Origin of the sequence: Mucilaginibacter sp. OK268 (assembly GCF_900103125.1) — a bacterium.
Classification (GTDB): Bacteria; Bacteroidota; Bacteroidia; order Sphingobacteriales; family Sphingobacteriaceae; genus Mucilaginibacter.
Window position 1 is genome coordinate 48,393 of sequence record NZ_FNJV01000015.1, and the last position, 18,006, is coordinate 66,398.

13 protein-coding genes are annotated in these 18,006 nt (G+C 44.9%); 9 read left to right on the top strand and 4 right to left on the bottom strand.

The window, feature by feature from the left end:
• The first annotated feature begins 35 nt into the window (after positions 1 to 35).
• The 6 genes from BLR84_RS29065 to BLR84_RS29090 all read left to right on the top strand — a co-directional run bounded on the left by BLR84_RS29065 (position 36) and on the right by BLR84_RS29090 (position 10,912).
• Positions 36 to 3,377, top strand: a complete 3,342-nt coding sequence (locus BLR84_RS29065) for a SusC/RagA family TonB-linked outer membrane protein (protein ID WP_176852185.1) — start codon at positions 36 to 38, stop codon at positions 3,375 to 3,377.
• 11 nt (positions 3,378 to 3,388) lie between these two features.
• The gene (locus BLR84_RS29070) at positions 3,389 to 4,837 is read left to right on the top strand and encodes a RagB/SusD family nutrient uptake outer membrane protein (protein WP_090473771.1); all 1,449 of its coding nucleotides are present in this window, start codon (positions 3,389 to 3,391) and stop codon (positions 4,835 to 4,837) included.
• Positions 4,838 to 4,847: 10 nt separating this feature from the next.
• Entirely contained in the window at positions 4,848 to 5,528 is a 681-nt protein-coding gene (locus BLR84_RS29075; protein ID WP_176852186.1) for a fasciclin domain-containing protein, read from the top strand.
• A gap of 83 nt (positions 5,529 to 5,611) precedes the next feature.
• Positions 5,612 to 7,306 (top strand): glycoside hydrolase family 28 protein, encoded by a 1,695-nt coding sequence (locus tag BLR84_RS29080; protein ID WP_090473773.1) that lies wholly within the window; start codon positions 5,612 to 5,614, stop codon positions 7,304 to 7,306.
• A gap of 116 nt (positions 7,307 to 7,422) precedes the next feature.
• Positions 7,423 to 8,844 carry a polysaccharide lyase 6 family protein gene (locus tag BLR84_RS29085; RefSeq protein ID WP_090473774.1) on the top strand — a complete coding sequence of 474 codons (1,422 nt, stop codon included), beginning with the start codon at positions 7,423 to 7,425 and terminating at the stop codon, positions 8,842 to 8,844.
• 13 nt (positions 8,845 to 8,857) lie between these two features.
• The gene (locus BLR84_RS29090) at positions 8,858 to 10,912 is read left to right on the top strand and encodes a discoidin domain-containing protein (protein WP_176852187.1); all 2,055 of its coding nucleotides are present in this window, start codon (positions 8,858 to 8,860) and stop codon (positions 10,910 to 10,912) included.
• 98 nt (positions 10,913 to 11,010) lie between these two features.
• On the opposite strand, the gene BLR84_RS29095 is transcribed toward BLR84_RS29090, so the two are convergent.
• The gene (locus BLR84_RS29095; protein WP_090473776.1) at positions 11,011 to 11,985 is read right to left on the bottom strand and encodes an alpha/beta fold hydrolase; all 975 of its coding nucleotides are present in this window, start codon (positions 11,983 to 11,985) and stop codon (positions 11,011 to 11,013) included.
• A 432-nt stretch (positions 11,986 to 12,417) separates the two neighbouring features.
• Between BLR84_RS29095 and BLR84_RS29100 the strand changes: the two genes are divergently transcribed.
• From BLR84_RS29100 to BLR84_RS29110, 3 genes are read left to right on the top strand one after another with little or no spacing between them, the layout of a single operon-like run.
• Positions 12,418 to 13,845 carry an alpha-L-fucosidase gene (locus tag BLR84_RS29100; protein ID WP_090473777.1) on the top strand — a complete coding sequence of 476 codons (1,428 nt, stop codon included), beginning with the start codon at positions 12,418 to 12,420 and terminating at the stop codon, positions 13,843 to 13,845.
• Between the two features lie 3 nt (positions 13,846 to 13,848).
• On the top strand, positions 13,849 to 14,649 hold the full coding sequence (locus BLR84_RS29105) for a heparin lyase I family protein (RefSeq protein WP_090473778.1): 801 nt from the start codon (positions 13,849 to 13,851) through the stop codon (positions 14,647 to 14,649).
• A 34-nt stretch (positions 14,650 to 14,683) separates the two neighbouring features.
• On the top strand, positions 14,684 to 15,568 hold the full coding sequence (locus BLR84_RS29110; RefSeq protein ID WP_090473779.1) for an AraC family transcriptional regulator: 885 nt from the start codon (positions 14,684 to 14,686) through the stop codon (positions 15,566 to 15,568).
• 435 nt (positions 15,569 to 16,003) lie between these two features.
• On the opposite strand, the gene BLR84_RS29115 is transcribed toward BLR84_RS29110, so the two are convergent.
• From BLR84_RS29115 to BLR84_RS29125, 3 genes are all read right to left on the bottom strand, one after another.
• Positions 16,004 to 16,987 (bottom strand): NAD-dependent epimerase/dehydratase family protein, encoded by a 984-nt coding sequence (locus BLR84_RS29115; RefSeq protein ID WP_090473780.1) that lies wholly within the window; start codon positions 16,985 to 16,987, stop codon positions 16,004 to 16,006.
• 179 nt (positions 16,988 to 17,166) lie between these two features.
• Positions 17,167 to 17,424 carry a hypothetical protein gene (locus BLR84_RS29120; protein ID WP_255367073.1) on the bottom strand — a complete coding sequence of 86 codons (258 nt, stop codon included), beginning with the start codon at positions 17,422 to 17,424 and terminating at the stop codon, positions 17,167 to 17,169.
• Positions 17,425 to 17,470: 46 nt separating this feature from the next.
• Positions 17,471 to 17,836, bottom strand: a complete 366-nt coding sequence (locus BLR84_RS29125; RefSeq protein WP_176852188.1) for a response regulator — start codon at positions 17,834 to 17,836, stop codon at positions 17,471 to 17,473.
• Between the last annotated feature and the right edge of the window lie 170 nt (positions 17,837 to 18,006).

The following is an 18,006-nucleotide window of genomic DNA, read 5'->3' on the forward strand; positions in this document are numbered from 1 at the left end:
ATATGCGGTTGCAATGCCTTATAAAAATATTTCTCATGACAAAGTGTACCCTTCTCCTGATTGTGATATCATCCTTTCAGGTTTTTTCAAAAGGCTACGGGCAGGATAAGATCAATATTAACCTGCATAACGTTTCGATAAAAAAAGCGCTTGCCGAAGTTGAAAAGGCAAGCAGCTATCGCTTTGTTTATAATGATGATGCTTTGAATTCAAAGCTCATTGGCAAGATAGATCTGAGCAACGCCACCATTGTTGAGGTGATGGACATGTTGCTGTCACAAACAGATCTTACCTACAAACTAAACGGCAATAACCTGGTCATCATTACCGATAAAAAACAACAAACGGCAGCCATATCCATCTCCGGTGTGGTAAGTGATGCCAAAGGCCCATTGCCGGGCGTAAGTGTAAAATTAAAAGGTACGCAGGTGGGTGTTTTGACCGATGGGAATGGTAAATACCTGATTAACGTGCCTGACAATAACGCGACATTGGTGTTCTCGTCCGTGGGCTATGTTTCAACAGAAATTGTAGTTGGTGACCGTAAAAGTATCAATGTGACTTTAAAAGAGTCAGCAACCGATTTGAGTGAGGTTGTTGTAACTGGTTATGGTCAGTCGGTAGCCAAACGCGACCTGACCGGAGCCATATCAACAGTAACCGCCAAGCAGATCGAGGAGCGCCACCCCATAAACCTGATAGATGCTTTGCAATCACAGGCATCGGGAGTGTTGGTTATCAATGACTCTGGTGAACCCGGCGCAACGGGTTCTATCCAGATCCGTGGTGGATCAACCTTTTCAAGCGCAGGTAATTCGCCCTTGTTTGTAATTGATGGTATTTTAAGTCAAAGTGCCGATAACGTAAACCCCAATGATATCCAGTCCATTGAGGTTTTAAAAGATGCTGCCTCGGCTGCCATTTATGGTTCGCAGGCAGCAAATGGTGTTATCCTGATCACCACTAAACGCGGCAAACCAGGCAAGCCGTTGATCAATGCCCAGTATGCCCGCATTTTTGGCGTAATGGCGCACAAACTGGAGCAGCCAAATTCAAGAGATCTGCGTATTGAACGGAATTTATATAATGGAGCCAGTCCTGATAAACCTACCACTACTAATGACTCCTTAAACGTTGTCTTTAACTCGGACAATGACAATCAGGATGTGATCACTCAAACCGCAAAAAGGGACATTCTTGATTTTGGTGTAAGCGGGGGTGAAAAAAGCGTGCAATACTACTCCAGTATCCGGTATATCAATGACCTGGGCCTTATTGTTAACAGTTATGCAAAAACGCTTCAGGCGCGATTCAATCTGGATTACCAGGTATCCCCAAGGTTTAAATACAGTAACCGCTTGTCTTTTGGGTACAATACCAATAATAATATTAATGAGGGCAATACCATTAACCAGGCATTCCAGCGGCCATCAAATTTAGCCTTATATTATCCCGATGGGACTTTAACCGGCTACATTAGTGGGCGGCGGAACCAGTTGTCGGTTGCCTTACTCGAGATTAACCAAACCAACACTTATACCGGCGATCTGTTTAACCAGATAGATTATACGATCACTAAAGATCTGCGCTTAACCAATAACTTCGACTTTGGCTTATCAACACCACACAATGTGTTTTTTGACCCTAAACTATTAAGCAGCGCCAGTCCTTTGGTTAACTCTGGCAGGGAAAGTTTTGCGGTTAATACCAACTGGGCCTACCAGGGATTTTTAAACTGGGCTAAAACATTCGGCAACCACTCCATAACTGCGGTGGCGGGTGTAAGTGCCGAAAAAACACAGAATAACAACTTTAAAATAGCCGGTTCAAATTCGGCCAACGAAACCATTTACACTTCGAATGTTTATGGTACTATTGATCAAACCAATACCGGTACCGATGCGGGCTCAACCAGCCGCGAGTCTCTTTATGCCCGGGCTACCTATAATTATAAAAGCCGCTACATGTTCAATGTAGTTTACCGTAAAGACGGATCATCAAGGTTTGGTAAGGATAATAAATATGGCGATTTCTATGGCTCATCTGCAGCCTGGCGTTTTACCGATGAGCCATTTATGGGCTGGGCAAAAAAATTCCTGAATGATGCCAAGCTCCGTGTAAATTATGGTGAAGTAGGTAACGACCGCATCCCGTCCAATTCAAATCTGCTGATCTATACTTTTGGATCTTCCTTTTATAATGCCGTAAACGGTGTGGTATTAAGCAACCAGTTTGGCAACTCCCAGTTAAAATGGGAAAGTAATATCCAGAAAGGCATCGGGCTTGATCTGCAGTTTTTCAATTCAAGGTTGAATGTAACCGCCGATTATTACCAAAAGACAACCAAGAACCTGCTTTACCAGCGTAATATCCCGGTTGAAACAGGCTTCACCAATGTATATGTAAACGTTGGCGACGTTACCAATAAAGGCTTTGAGCTGTCGATTAATGCAACGCCGCTGGCCCTTAAAAACTTTAACTGGAATATTGGAGCCAACCTCACTATTGAGCGCAACCGCATCAAAAGCCTGTACAATCATCAGCCCTTCCTGGCAACTTCGGGGGGAGCTACTTACCTGGTGCAGGAAGGCGGAAAGATCGGCGATTTTTATGGCTACAAAGGTTTGGGGGTTTATCAGTATGATGCCTCTAACGCTTATGATGGCAACTGGAACAGACTGACACCAGTAGGGGTATCTGCCGATGGTAAAACCGCTCAAAATTATACGCTGAACGGGCAAACCTACAGCGGTACTGTACACCACATGTATGCAGGCGGCGCTTTACTGCTTGGCGGCGACATGATATTTGATAACGTTAAAAAAGACAGTGTTATTGATGCCAATGACCGCCAGGTATTGGGTAACGCGCAGCCATCGTTTTACGCGTCTATCATCAATACCATAAACTACAAACAGTTTACCTTATCATTTACCCTGAACACCACATGGGGTGGCCAGATCTATGACAGTCCGCGGCAAACATTAGATAACCTGGCTACATCGGGTATTGTGGCTGATAATAATACTACCTATAATTCGTGGAAAAAGCAGGGCGATATTACCGACATTCCTTACATGGGGCGTAAAAACTCCACCGCGAATTTCCCCGGTACGCAAACCAGGTTCCTGGAAAATTCCTCGTTTATCAGATTGAGTTATGCCAAGCTTACCTATAATTTACCGGCTAACCTGGCTTCACGGTATAAGCTCAAAAACATCGGGGCCTATGTATATGGTGCAAACCTGCTTACCTGGACAAATTACACCTGGTATGACCCGGAATTCTCTTCGAGCTCGGCCCTAACCCCGGGTAATGATAACGGCCGGTATCCGCGCAGGCGCGAGGTTGGTTTTGGTATAAATGTTAATTTCTAATTCATAGCGACATGAAAAAAATATTAAGTGTTACTTTTTTAACATTGATAATCACCGTATCCGGCTGTAAAAAGCTGTTGGATCAGCCCCCTAAAAGTCAATTAGGGAGTGATAAGTTCTGGAAAAGCGCAGATGACGCCAAAGCCGGTGTTGCGGGTATATATGATGGTGTTCAGGATATGTTTAACAGCCAGTTTATTTACTGGGGCGATGGCCGGAGCGATAACCTCACTTTTCACCCAACTTATAACGATGGATTGCCTTTGGCGATCAATGTATTAACACCCAATACAAACGGCGCCGACTGGACATTGCTTTATACCACCATAAGCAGGGCTAACTTTGCCATAAAATACATTCCAACTATTTCTGTAATTGATGCGGCTACATCAAACGATCTGCAGGCTCAGGCCCTGGGTATCCGGGCTTACAGCTATTTCTGGCTGATCAGGCTTTGGGGCAATGTACCGCTATGGACAGTACCTTATGAAGACCTGAGCACCGACCCTTACAAAGGGGTAACGCCGGCTGCAGATATTATGAAAAACGAGATCCTGCCCGATCTGCTCAAAGCTTATGACCTTTCTGACAAAACAGCATCTGTTGTTTGGAACGTGAACTCCGGCGGGATAGCGGCTATGCTCATGGATGTTTATATGTATAACCATGATTATACCAACGCCTTGTTATGGTGTGATAAGCTGCTGGCATTAAAACGTTATAGCCTGGAACCTACCGCTACCTGGAAAAATATCTTTACATCACCAACAAACTCCAAAGAAGATATCTGGAGTTTGAACTGGGATTTTACGGTTGATGGCGGTAATAAAACTTCGCAGGAAATTGGAGCCGGCGATACCAACAGTGATTTTGCTATCGACCCGGCATTGTGGACCTATTTTACAACCACACCTGCCGACATCCGTGGTGCCCAAAGCATTGATTTTAAAGTGAACAATCACGATAAAATATGGAAATACTATGCGCCAAATCTCGATAAGAACGGCAACCAGATCTATCCTAATTCGCCACAGGCCAACCTGCTGTTCCCTTTATATCGCCTGGCGGATATATACCTTCTAAGGGCCGAAGCCTTAAATAGGACAGGCGACCTGGCTAACGCACTTATCTATTTAAATATGGTACATACCCGTGCCGGTTTACCGGCCTATCTGGCCGGTGATTTTGCCAGTGCCGATGACATGCTTTACGGCAATCCGGTAAATGGGAACGGCATTTTACGCGAACGCCAGCTGGAGTTATTTTGTGAAGCTAAACGTTGGTTTGATCTGCAACGAAATGGTATCATCGTTTCAACGATGGATCCTTTAATTAAAATACGGCAAACGTTAAAAGGGTTTCCGCCAACAGGTTTTGGCGACGTCAGAAAAATATTCTGGCCCATTGATCAGGATGTGTTAAATGCCAATACCAAACTCACTCAAAATCCACCTTATTAATCTATATCAAATGAAAACGATGAAACAAGCAATTGTATGGCTTGCATGCATGGGCCTTTTAATAAGTATGGCCGGCTGTAACCTGGCCGGATTAAAATTGCAGGAAAATGCCGACTATCACCCCTATGTGCTTGATCCGCATATCAACAAAACCGCCTGGCAGTATATTAAGGAACGCAGCTACAACTTTGCCGGGAAAGATACGGTGTTTAAGCTGATGCGCCAGGCCATCGAATACTCGGGGATTGATACCAATTTGTATATTAAAACCGATTGCACCTTTATATTTCTGCATAACGATGCTGTTTACCGGCTATCAAACAAGGTGATCACCGCCGATTGTTACTGGGGTAAATACCTGGTGAACGGTAAACCGGCCACCAAATGGAGCGATTATCCTAAAGAGCAGGTAAAAAACTACCTGTTGTATTTAATTGTGCAGGGGGCATATTCCTTCAATAACTTAACACCTGTAAACGTTGTTGCCACCACATTGCAACCAACAAATTACGATCCGCTAAATCCCACATCGATCATGACCCTTCGGGTTAATAATGATCAGAACTTTACCATGCGGCTCAATGATTTTTCCAATTCGGTAGGTTATGTGAGTGTGCGTACCAGTAATATTTTGGCCTTAAACGGGGCCATACAGGTAATAGACAGGGTACTTTTTTATCAAACAAAATAGTACAGTGGTTTAATTGGTTCGCCGGTCGCGGCAGGGCTCCCTGTTGCGGCCGGCTCTTTTAAATACACTGAAATTAAAAACAAATGGCAGAAACAAATGACAAATCCGTATCACGCCGTAATTGGCTGGGTGCTATGGGCAAGATCTCGTTAGGAACAGGACTGGTGGTGGTTACTTCAAATTCATTTGCGGCCAGGCGTCCCGATCCGGTAAAAAACACGGCTAACGATATTGGGGCAAGGGTATACAACATCCGTGATTTTGGTGCAAAAGGGGATGGCAAAACGACGGATACTCTCGCGGTGCAATCGGCCATTGATACCTGTAATAAAGAACAGGGGGGCACGGTACTGGTTCCGGCTGGTGTATTTGTGATCGGTACGGTTGAGTTGAAAAGCAACGTTACCCTGCACATCTCCGCACAGGGAAAATTACTGGGCAGCGCTGATGGTAAACAATATCATGCCAGCGAGGTTATCCCCTTGGATAGTGGATGGACCATGAACGACGGTAACGTTGGGTTGATATTTGCCGCCAATGCCGAGAACATCACCATAGAAGGAAATGGCACTATCGATGGTCAGGGCGCGCAATTTCGGAGCGATACCAAAGGTGTATTGCCTCCAGCCGGCATTTCTGGGAACCATCGCCCGTATCATCTGCTTTTTTATCAGTGCAAAAATTTAACCGTACGCGATATTTCGCTCATCAACAGCGCCTATCATTCCATAAGGGTTTGTATGTGCACATTAGGAAAGTTTGAGGGCTTGTATATCCGCAGCAAAGTGATCCATAATAATGATGGCTTTCATTTTATAGGCAGCACTTACATGCATGTTTCTAATTGCGATGTACAATGCCAGGATGATGCTTGCGCGCTATTTGGCAGTTGTAAGTTTGTAACCATTTCAGATTGTTCTTTTAGTACGCGCTGGTCCGTATTCCGGTTTGGGGGAGGAGAAGCTGAGAACATCGCCGTTTCCAATTGCCTTATCTACGAGACTTATGGATGCCCGATAAAAATGCGTTGCTCACCGGGCTCGCGGTTTGAGAATATCTCGTTTTCAAACCTGGTGATGAAAGATGTAACCGGTCCTATTTCCATAGGCTCGGGTAATGGAAAATCTTCAGTTAATCCCGTTGCGAATACCCCTGCCATTGTGCGCAATATTTCCTTTAACCATATTCATGCCACGGTGGTAAAGCCGGTGCAGCTTCGAGGCTCGGAGTTTACCAGCAAGTATAATCCCGGCGAAATATTTTCATGCATTACGCTGAATGCCATGGACGATATTTTCCTGGAGCATATTTCTTTCAATGATGTGCACATCACATTTCCCGGCGGTGGCACGGCAGAGCAGGGAGCAGTGCGAGATGTGCCTAAAGTGGCCGCGGAATATTACCAAATCGGGGTACCTCCCGCCTATGGTATATATGCCCGCAATGTACGCGGCCTAACCCTCCACAACATAAGGCTGACCATGGACAGCCCGGATCTGCGCCCGGCACTTATACTGGATAACGTAGAAGATGCTGCAGTGAATGGCTTAAGCGCGCAAGGGCAAAAGAACTCGGAATCATTATTGCGCTTTATAAATACCCGCAATGTTTTGATAAGCGCCCTAAGGGTATTAACACCGGTTACCAATTTGCTCCAAGCCGAGGGTAAGGATTGCGCCAATATTATTATAAATGGCGGAGATACCTCTAAAGCCGATAAGGCCCTGGTATTAACATCCGGCGCATCCGCACAGGCGGTGAAATTACGTGGTTTGTAACAATAATGATAAAGCCAATGGAGTGTATCAATTAGCTTATTTGTGCAATTGAACCCTTGAAAAATAAGCCGATGTTAGTCACATTATACTTTTTGTCCTCATAAAAATAGAGCATCATGCGCAAAAAATATCCTTACATCTATTTAAAAAGCAATATAGCCAGGCTGGCTGTTGTCTTTATTATTTTATTATTACTGCCTTCAAAAATACTGCTGGCAGAAACGATTACGGTTTCGTCAATTGCCGATCTGCAAAAGGCCATTGATAAGGCTAAGCCCGGAGATTTGATCCTGCTGGCCGATGGTGTTTATAGCACTACCGAAGATATTGCTGTTCGTGGAAAAGGAACCCGCGAAAAACCGATTATTATTGCCGCTCAACATACAGGCGCTGCGGAAATTACCGGGAAAGGTGGTTTTAGTTTACAAAGCCCGGCTGCATATATTATCATCCGGGGTTTTAAATTCACCCATGCGGCATCCAAAGCCAAAACGGGGATAAGTACCAGCTTCTGCCGGTTTACCCAAAACATATTTGAAAACCAGGGCGACGGGGAAGACTTGACCATTGCCGGTAGCGACCAGGAAGTAGATCATAACACTTTCCAGAATAAAAACGCGATGGGACGGTTTGTCGCTATTCGGGGTGAGGGTAAGCAAATAGCCGAGAGGTTACAGATCCACCATAACTATTTTAACAACTTTGCCAGCCAGGGCGGTAAAAATGGGGCAGAGGCACTTCAATTTGGCCTAAGCGGCTTCAGCTTATCATCAAGCAATAGTGTGGTTGAATATAATCTGTTTGAGCGCTGCGAGGGAGAGAACGAACTCATCTCGGTTAAAGCATCTGCCGTAACGCTTCGGTATAATACCGTTCGTGATTGCCCGGCGCAGTTTACCCTGCGCCACGGCAACAAAAGTTTGGTATACGGCAATTACTTTTTCAATACGCCGGGTCTAAGGATCTTTGGCGACGATCACCTCATCCACAGTAATTATTTTGAAAACTGCAGCTCGGCCATAGTGATCGGCAATGGCGACGGAGAAGTTGCTGATGGCGCCCAGCTTACTGCACACGACCGGCCCGACCGGGTGCTCATCGCCTTTAACACACTCGTTAATAATAAAGAAAACATCATCCAAACCGCCCGGAAGAGCGGTATGGGCGCTACTTATATTACAGTGGCCGATAATATCATCCAGGGTGGCGGACCGGCAGCTACCATCTCTGGCCCATACACCAATCCGCAATGGTTGGGTAATATAATATTCAAGGTAAAGGATGCGGGCAATATGCCCGTGGAAGGCTATACTACAGCCGATCCTAAACTGTCAAAAAATGCCTCAGGAACATATCATATACAGGTTGGTAGTCTGGCTATTGACCATGGAAGCGCTGCATACCCGGCGGTGAGTACAGATATGGATGGGCAACCCCGTACCGCGCCGTTTGACATCGGAGCCGACGAACAAAGCAATGCCCTGGTAAAAGTACATGCCCTTAGCCCTGCCGATGTTGGTTATCAGGCTAAAAATTAAGCAGATCTATCAAATGAAAAACATTAGCGTATTTATATTATGCTGGCTGATAACCGCCAGTTCGTTTGCACAAAAAAGTAAAAGTCAATGGGTATATAAGGGCAAGGATGGTAAGCTGGTTTATAAAACCACACCCACCGGCGACAGGATCATGGATTTTTCATCTGCCGGTTATATGGGCGGTGGTATAGCATTCCCGGCTGTGCCGGTAAAACGCGTAGTAAAACCATCGGGGAATGACGATACCCAGGTCATTCAGAAAGCTATAGATGAATTATCAGCCATGCCGCTGCAAAATGGATTCCACGGAGCGGTAGAGCTTGCTCCGGGTACGTTTACCTGTTCGGGCTCAATCCTCTTATCAACCAGTGGTGTGGTATTACGAGGTCATGGTAGCGGGGCAAACGGCACCACCATCAAAATGGTTGGCGGGCATCATACAGCCATAGTTATCGGTCGCGGAAACACCAATGTGCCATTAGGCCGAACAGAAAGAGCAGATAGCAGCGCTGCCAATGCTGCCAAAACGCTTATTACGGATGTGTATGTGCCATCGGGAGCCGTATCTTTTACAGTTAGCGATGCTTCCAGCTTTGCTATTGGCGATACCATTGCGATTAACCGGCCGGTAACCGAAGGCTGGGTGCATTTTATGGAAATGGACAATATGTGGCGCGATGGCAAGAAAGAAACCTGGCTCAAAGCAGGCTCCCGGGGTGTTACCAAAAGAAGGATAGTTTCCATCTCCGGGAATAAATTGACGGTTGATATTCCGCTGGCCGACTCCTATGATGCCCAATTTTTAAATTCTCCGGGAACTATCATTGTAAAAGCGAAACCGGTATCACGGGTTACGCAGGTGGGTGTCGAAAATATACATATCCAATGCCCGCCGCTCGAAATTGATTATGGTCATGCCCCTTATGCTGGGATCCGTGTTGGCGGCGACGATTGCTGGGTGAAGGATGTGAACTGCGAAGAAACCATGAACACTACAGTGCTCGCCGGTAACCGCATCACTATGGAAAAAGTGATCGTGAAGCACACCTATGCCAATTTGGGCGCATCCAAACCAACAGATTTTAGTTTAGAAGGTGGGCAAAACCTGATCGACCGCTGCGAGATTACCGGCGGCAATATGTATTTCGTCTGGACCTCCTCCTTAATTGCCGGACCAAATGTTTTACTCAATTGCACTTTTAGAGGTACACGGAGCCGCGTACAGCCCCACCAGCGCTGGGCAACCGGACTTTTGGTTGATAACTGTACGGTACCGGATGGGGGCATAGATTTTATGAACCGAGGTATCGCGGGATCGGGCCATGGCTGGACGATGGGTTGGGCCGTAGCCTGGAATTGTATAGCCAAAACATACGTTATTCAAAACCCGCCGGGTGCGGCAAACTGGGCCATCGGCTGTATTGGCAAACGCGAACAAACCGCACGCTTATTTGACAGTGCACCTGTTTTGGCCGATGGTAATTTTGATTCGCACGGTTCGCCGGTCGAGATCCAAAGTCTTTACCTGGCCCAACTGGCCGAGCGTCTGGGGACAAAAGGCCTTAAAAATATTGGGTACAAGGGAAATACCGTCGATATGTTTCCGAATAAGCAGGTAAGCCTATTGCCGCTTAAAACGCAGAGGGATAAACTGGGTTTTAATGAAGCCATTGATCGGCCGGTAAATACCAGTGATGTTAAAGGCAACACCCGCGAATTTGGCGGCGAAAAAGCGATCGATGGCAAGCCCGCAACTTACTGGCGTACCAATGATGGCGTAACCAAAGCAACCCTCGAAATTGATATGGAAGGCCCCGTTAAGATAAACACCATGCAACTTAACGAACAGGGGCAGCATATAGCAGCTTATAAGGTAGAGGCCCAACTGGACAGCGATTGGAAATTGCTGGCACAGGGCACAACCATCGGAAGAAACCTGGTAGTAAAATTTCCGGCCACCATCGCCTGGAAAGTGCGATTGACCGTATTGAAAGCCAGCGATTATGTAGCCATCAGCAATGTAGGTTTATATATGGAAAGGGGGAGAAGCCCAACCAGTAAAATATGACCCGAACTGTCACTTATGAGTTTTTGATGCACCACTTTTTGTAGCTATTGATGCACCGCTATAAGTTGATCACCTCTTCCAAATACTTATTTTATGCGTTAGTATTGTGTCTCAGGTAATATTTTTGTGATAATTATTTCCTGCATCAATTCAGGTTCACTATCAGGAATTCCGTGAGCAGATTTTTCAAACCAAAATAATTGCTTTTTAGGGGCTTTTAGTTTTTTGTAATATTTTTCGCAAACTGTTGCATTAGTCATATAGTCTTTTCTGCCAACAAAAAAATATACTGGGCATTGAAGGGAAAGAAATTGTTTTAGAAAATTCATTTCAAAGACTTCATTGGATAATGATGCGGCAGAGGTTTCCATCCATTGTTTCATCATCGGCTTTATTTTCGCTCTCAATGTGTCACTGATATGTTCTCCATCATATTCAGTTTGCCAAACGTATTTAGTGAAAAGGGACTCAAAATCCCTAGCTGGCAGTTTAATCGTAGCCAGTTCCCTAATGGCTCTATCGTTGTGTTTCTTCTTAAAATGTTTCTTCAGCATAGCCAGCCCAATTTTCTGACTTGCTATTCCGTTCACAGGCGGGCTCATTTCAATTAATGCATATAACCGTTCAGGATATTCTTGGGCCATATATATACCCATCACACAACCCATAGAATGTGCCGCGATATAGAGTTTTTTTCGGTTGAACGTTTTGAGGAAATAATCAACAACCTCTTTCGTGTCATTGACCAGGAGCCCGACCGTTAGTGGTTCCGGCGATTTATTTAATTGAAAGGTTTTGCCATATTCCCGTTGATCCCATAGCACTACAACAAAATGTTTTTGTAGTTTCGATGTTAATTTATCAGCATTGCCGATTAAAGAATAATCACTTCCGCTGGCACCATGTAAATACAACAAGACAGGCTTAGTAACATCTTTACCTTTTATGCTGAAGACTTGTTTTATGCCGCCAACGTTAATTATTTCTGTCGTATCAATACCAATAGGTTTGCTTTGACAGAAGGCAAGACGTCCTGATAAAAATATTGCAATATAGATAATTGCGTTCTTCATTTTGCTAAATATTAGTGTATTAAAAACGAATATACGAAAAGGTTCGTATATGAATATGGCTGGAAAATTACTTTAAGATTTTCTGCATAAATTAAATGTGAATGAAATCTCTCGAACCGGCTCATTGGAAGAAAAGATCAGAAACAATGTTTCGCTAATAAATATATGGCTATATCAATGGGCTCCTGTCAATTAATGGTGGATCAAAAGGTCATAAGTGACACGAACGAAAACGTTTGCGTAGATTATTACAGCCTAATGTGGTACCAAACACCACGCGCATTGTATAGTGTATGAAGAGCTATACAAATGTAGTTCATAACCAATTAGCATAACCGTAAGTATACTGGCTATTTGACCGGCTGTGCTCATTAATTCAATAATAATAGTATAAACCTGGGCGGGTATTGTTCCTGTCGAAATAAAAACCTGATGAAAAAACTTTTTATAGCATGTTTGCTGTCCGTATTTTTTATACATAGTGTTTTTGCACAAAAAGTGCTGTCGCGCGATGAGCGCATGAAGTGGTGGCGCGAAGCCCGTTTTGGTATGTTCATTCACTGGGGCGATTATGCCGAGCTGGGTGGTATGTACAAAGGATATGAGGTAGGGCATGGCGGGGAATGGATCATGAACAGGGCCAAGATCCCGGTAGCCGAATACCAGGCTTTCGCCAAAAAATTCGACCCGGTAAAATATGATGCCGATGCCTGGGTAAAACTAGCCAAAGAGGCCGGCATGAAATATATAGTGATCACCGCGAAACATCACGATGGCTTTGCCATGTTTAAATCAAACGCCAGTAAATGGAATATTGCCGATGCCACACCTTATGGCAAGGATGTTTTAAAACCCCTGGCGGCAGCCTGCAAAAAATATGGTATCAAGCTGGGCTTTTATTATTCGCAGGCGCAGGACTGGAATAATCCTGGTGGCGCTGCTGCCCGCAAAGTAAGCGCCGAGGGTTGGCCAAATCCCGATTCGGCCAAAATAGATGCTTATACTAAAGATCATACCGGTCATTGGGACCCAGCTCAAACCTCATCAACCATGGCTGAGTATATCGACAGGGTGGCTGTTCCACAAGTTAAGGAATTGCTCACCAATTACGGCGACGTAGCCGTGATCTGGTGGGATACCCCAACCAACATGACCGATGAGTTTGCTCAAAAACTGCAGGACCTGTTAAAGCTGCAACCCAATATCATCACTAATGATCGTTTGAAACGCCCCAACTTTGCCGGTGATTATAAAACACCCGAGCAAAAGATCCCTAACCTGAGCGAGCTTGACGGGAAAGACTGGGAAACCTGTATGACCATGAATGGTACCTGGGGTTATAAAAGCTATGATCATAAATGGAAATCGCCCGAAATATTGATCCATAACCTCATCGATATTGCTTCAAAAGGCGGTAACTACTTGCTAAACGTTGGTCCGACAGCCGAAGGTGAATTTCCACAGGAAAGTATAGCTTCCTTAAAAAAGATGGGAGAGTGGATGAAGGTAAACGGCGAAGCTATATATGCCACCAAAGCAAGCCCTTTACAGCCGCTAAGCTGGGGCCGCTGTACGCTTAAACCCGAGGGTAAAAATACCATACTGTACTTATCGGTATTTAACTGGCCGGCGGATGGTAAACTGGTTGTTCCGGGTTTAAAAAATGAAATCGTTAGCGCCAAAATGCTGGCTGGTGGAGTTGTTTTAAAAACCGGAGTATCCAACGATGGGGTAACTGTAAATGTACCTGCCAATGCCACAGATAACATAGCCACCGTAATTAAGGTAGAAGTGAAGGGAGCGGTAGCCTCCCAAACAACAAACCCAGCGGGTAAAATGAAAACCGGAGCACTTGATTAACCCATGAAATTGAATATCCCCTTATGTTTAATAGCCGGCGTGCTGCTTACGGGCAGCACGCTAAAGGCCCAGGTTGTGCTGAAAGCGGATGGGAGCAATGATGCCTATAAGCAGATCTCTCGCGTATTGGGAGGTGATGCCTGCGAGGTGCCGGATTGTGCCCATCCGGTTAAACATATTACAGAAGCTTTTGATAAGCAGCTGAATGAATACGTGTTTGTTTTTCATAGTCATGTTAAGGAGGATAATGACCGCTGCAAAAATTTTGACAGGGAGCGGGTAGAGATCAAAACTTATGGTCCGTCTGCCCCGAAACTGAAAGGCGAATTGGGCGAAACGGTTGAATACAAATGGAAATTTAAAATAGACAGCGGCTTTAAAGCGCAGCCTACATTTACACATATCCACCAGATCAAAGCAGGTGATGGCGATGCCGGGGCACCGATCATCACTTTTACACCCCGCTTTGGTCGGCCCGATCAGTTGGAGATTATCCGTACCGGTTCGGCAAAGGAAACTTCGCAGGGCGTTTTGACCAAAGTAAACCTGGCCGATTTTAAAGGGGCCTGGGTTGAAGCAACCGAGATCATGCATTATGATACCCATGGCAGTTACACCGTGATCATCAAACGGGTGGCCGATGGCAAAATATTGTTGAATTATACCAATAAGGATATCGATCTGTGGCGAAAGGGAACATCATTTTGCCGGCCAAAGTGGGGCGTATACCGGAGCTTAAAAAGCGCGGAATATATACGGGATGAGGATGTTTATTTTGCCGATATCGCTATCCGGGAGCAATAGTTTTTGTTTTGATAACCAATTAAAAATCAATTGAATGAAGCCACAATTACTCAAAGTATCAGCAGGCCCTGCGCAGTCCTTTAGTGTACGGCAAGACCTCATCCCCTGTATTAATAACAGGTGGCATTACCACCCGGAAATTGAACTGATCCATTTTAAAAAAGGGAGTGGAACCCAGTTCGTCGGCGATAATATCAGGCAGTTTAATGCCGGGGATATGGTGATGATAGGCGCTTACCTGCCGCATTACTGGCGTTTTGATGATGTGTATTTTTCAAAGGAAGAAACAGCTCCCGTTGATATCAGGGTGGCCCATTTTTGCGAAAACTTTTGGGGGAACGGCTTTTTACAACTGCCCGAAAATAAACTGATCAAAACCGTATTGGAAAAAGCCAAACGTGGAATACAAATTACAGGTAAGGCAAAAAAAATGATTGCCGATATCATGGAAAACCTGCTTACCGCCGAAGGATCAAAACGGATCATCCTCTTGATGGAGGCATTAAATATTATTGCCGGGTATGAGCATGCCGATATCCTGTCGTCTATTGGATTTAGTCCTAACATTGAGAAATCCGGAAATGACTGTATCAATGTGATCTATGAGTACTCGCTGGCTAATTTCAAAAATAAGATCCACATGGATGAACTTGCCGATCTGGCCGGGATCAGTCCAAACTCCTTTTGCCGTTATTTTAAATCGCGCACGCGTAAAACATATTCCAAATTTTTACTGGAGATCAGGGTAGGGCATGCCTGCAAACTGCTTATCGAAAATAAACTGCCGCTGAAACAGCTCTGTTACGAAAGCGGGTTTAACAACTTTACCAATTTCCATAAATATTTTAAGCAGATAACCGGTAAAAGCCCCTTGAACTATCAGAAAGAATTTATCCAGACAAGAACCAGTTCCTGGTAAGGAAACCGGGTAAAACATCAAAATTATATAGCCTGTGGTCGGTGTTATCACTGCACCACATAGCCTGGATTTAGTAAAGGGGCCTATTAATAAGCATAATAAGTGGTGGTGCGGTGATAACACCGACCACAGGCTAAAGGGTCGAGCGCAGAGGCCTGCCCACCATGCTTCGACGGAGCCATCCATGACGTGTCTCTCCCATGTCATTGCGAGGAGGAACGACGAAGCAATCTCGTAGCTATTCCTATCCATGAGAACGCGAGGAGATTGCTTCGTACCTCGCAATGACATATTTAAACTTCGGGCTCTTTTAAAAGCGGGTTTACACTGTAAACCCACTTTTCGGCCATAAATAAACATAAATAACTTATTATCAATAAAATACAATAATGTTAACCATGAAAAGTGTAAACCATGTAAACCCACTTTTTGTAGCTATTCAACCGGATAGGGGCCCTGTTCAAAAACAGTATCATGGTATCCCTTGCTGCCTACACCGAGCGATAGTGGGCTCCTGAAATCGATACCTTCGCTAAGGCATTTCAGTACATAAGTAAAATCATATTGGGGTCGCCATCCCAGCTCATCAAGAGCCCGGCTGTTCACATAAACCCGGTCGATGTGGGGGAACATGGTCCACTGCTTGTCGGCAAAAAGCTGTTCGTAATCGGGGAAAAGTCGTTTTACCACTTCCGGGGCATTGGTATGAAGCAGAGTGAGGTCATCCCTCGTAAAAGGTGTTGTGGCCGAAATGATATAACGCCCAAATCCAATAGCCCGGGCTTTTTCAACCGCCAGGATATGCGCGTCGACCACGTCTTCCATTTCTACCCGGCGATATAGCAGTTCGTTGGCCTGTACATTGGCTGCACTATATTTTCCTCTTATCGCGGCATTGTCATCAGCTTCAGGGAAAAACCGTGATGTTCTCAAAATCACTACGCCCAACTCATATTTGCGGGCAAACATTTCACACAGGTTCTCGGCAGCTATTTTGGTTACACCATAAATGTTTTTGGGAATGGGTGTTACGTCCTCTGTGATCCAGGCCGCAGGCTCACCGGGGGCTGGATTCATCGCAGCGCCAAATGTACTGGTGGTGCTGGTATAAACAAAGGTGCGTATACCTGTAGCTATGGCCTCTTCCAGCAATACCAGTGTGCCCGAAACATTGGTGTCGATAAAATCCTGGTTGGTATGGGTGGCGATGTGCGGTTTGTGCAGGGTTGCGGTATGGATCACCGCTTGTATATCTTTCAGGCAACTACGGATAAAATCCCTGTCGGTTATTGACCCTACATGATCTGTAAAAGCCGAAGCTTTGATATCCAGGCCCCGTGCCTGTCGGCCCTGTGCCTTCAGGGTGCGTAAAATGGCCTCACCCAGGTGACCGGCGCTTCCGGTTACAAGAATACTCATGAAACAAAAATACCGGGTTTACTTTATAAAATCAATGAAGCGCGAAAAACCAGTGAAACTTATGTTACAGGCGCCTACAAAAAAGGCCAATGATCCCTGGTGAAGATTTGTATTGGAAAATCAGGTTATGTAGCGTTTATTCTACGTATGGCTGACCGGGAAAACGCATAGAAGAATAATTACATCCTGAACCGTAAGGATACAGACCGGCCTAGTGCCTGGGCTAATTCCGGATCAATCAGCGGACCTTCTCCCTGTTGTATCCATGCTCCGCGGATATCTTTTTGAAGGGTTATTTTCTCGCCGTTTAATAATATTTCAAGCTCTGTAGTAGCTTTACTGATCGGCGCTGTGTTTATCTGGTAAACGTGGTCGGTATCGTTATATGTTATTCGTAGTGGCAGACCCATCTTTTTCTCCTCGGGGTAAATATACAATTGTTGTAGTTAAATCGGGCATTTTAAAGAAAACAGTGGTGGATGTTCAGGCGGCCAGCTGGTGCTCAACCGTCTCTATCAGGTTATTCATACCGAAAGGTTTGTGCAGTATATCATCCGGAGCTCCTTCCTGTTTTAGGTAGTTTTCTGCATTTTCACTGTCTGTACAAATAATTACCGGGAGGGTTTGGGTTTCTTTGTTCCATTTCAGGAGGCGGCACACATCTATGCCATCTATACCGGGTAAAACGGCATCAAGAATAATAAGATCAGGATGGTTTTGGCGGATGTTGCTGAATATATGGACAGCATTGTCGAGGGTAATTACTTCATAACCATTACTGGTTAATATGTATGACATTACCTCCGTCATCAAGCCATTATGGTCAACTATCAAGATCTTCTTTGCCATGATCATTTTTATCATTATGATATATGTGCAAAGGCCATGCCATTGATTGACTTAGCATTAGGAGAGGGGTGCTAAGAGTCAAGATATAAGAGTCAAGAATCAAGAGACAGCTTTTTGTTACAATCTTAACTCTTGGTTCCTGACTCTAATATCTAAATTGTATTATACGT

What these genes read in the sequence shown, in the direction of transcription:
- BLR84_RS29090 (WP_176852187.1), top strand. Translation starts at nt 8,858, where the DNA reads ATGAAAAACATTAGCGTATTTATATTATGCTGGCTGATAACCGCCAGT.
- BLR84_RS29065 (WP_176852185.1), top strand. Translation starts at nt 36, where the DNA reads ATGACAAAGTGTACCCTTCTCCTGATTGTGATATCATCCTTTCAGGTT.
- BLR84_RS29085 (WP_090473774.1), top strand. Translation starts at nt 7,423, where the DNA reads ATGCGCAAAAAATATCCTTACATCTATTTAAAAAGCAATATAGCCAGG.
- BLR84_RS29095 (WP_090473776.1), bottom strand. Translation starts at nt 11,985, where the DNA reads ATGAAGAACGCAATTATCTATATTGCAATATTTTTATCAGGACGTCTT.
- BLR84_RS29110 (WP_090473779.1), top strand. Translation starts at nt 14,684, where the DNA reads ATGAAGCCACAATTACTCAAAGTATCAGCAGGCCCTGCGCAGTCCTTT.
- BLR84_RS29105 (WP_090473778.1), top strand. Translation starts at nt 13,849, where the DNA reads ATGAAATTGAATATCCCCTTATGTTTAATAGCCGGCGTGCTGCTTACG.
- BLR84_RS29075 (WP_176852186.1), top strand. Translation starts at nt 4,848, where the DNA reads ATGAAAACGATGAAACAAGCAATTGTATGGCTTGCATGCATGGGCCTT.
- BLR84_RS29100 (WP_090473777.1), top strand. Translation starts at nt 12,418, where the DNA reads ATGAAAAAACTTTTTATAGCATGTTTGCTGTCCGTATTTTTTATACAT.
- BLR84_RS29115 (WP_090473780.1), bottom strand. Translation starts at nt 16,987, where the DNA reads ATGAGTATTCTTGTAACCGGAAGCGCCGGTCACCTGGGTGAGGCCATT.
- BLR84_RS29080 (WP_090473773.1), top strand. Translation starts at nt 5,612, where the DNA reads ATGGCAGAAACAAATGACAAATCCGTATCACGCCGTAATTGGCTGGGT.
- BLR84_RS29070 (WP_090473771.1), top strand. Translation starts at nt 3,389, where the DNA reads ATGAAAAAAATATTAAGTGTTACTTTTTTAACATTGATAATCACCGTA.
- BLR84_RS29125 (WP_176852188.1), bottom strand. Translation starts at nt 17,836, where the DNA reads ATGGCAAAGAAGATCTTGATAGTTGACCATAATGGCTTGATGACGGAG.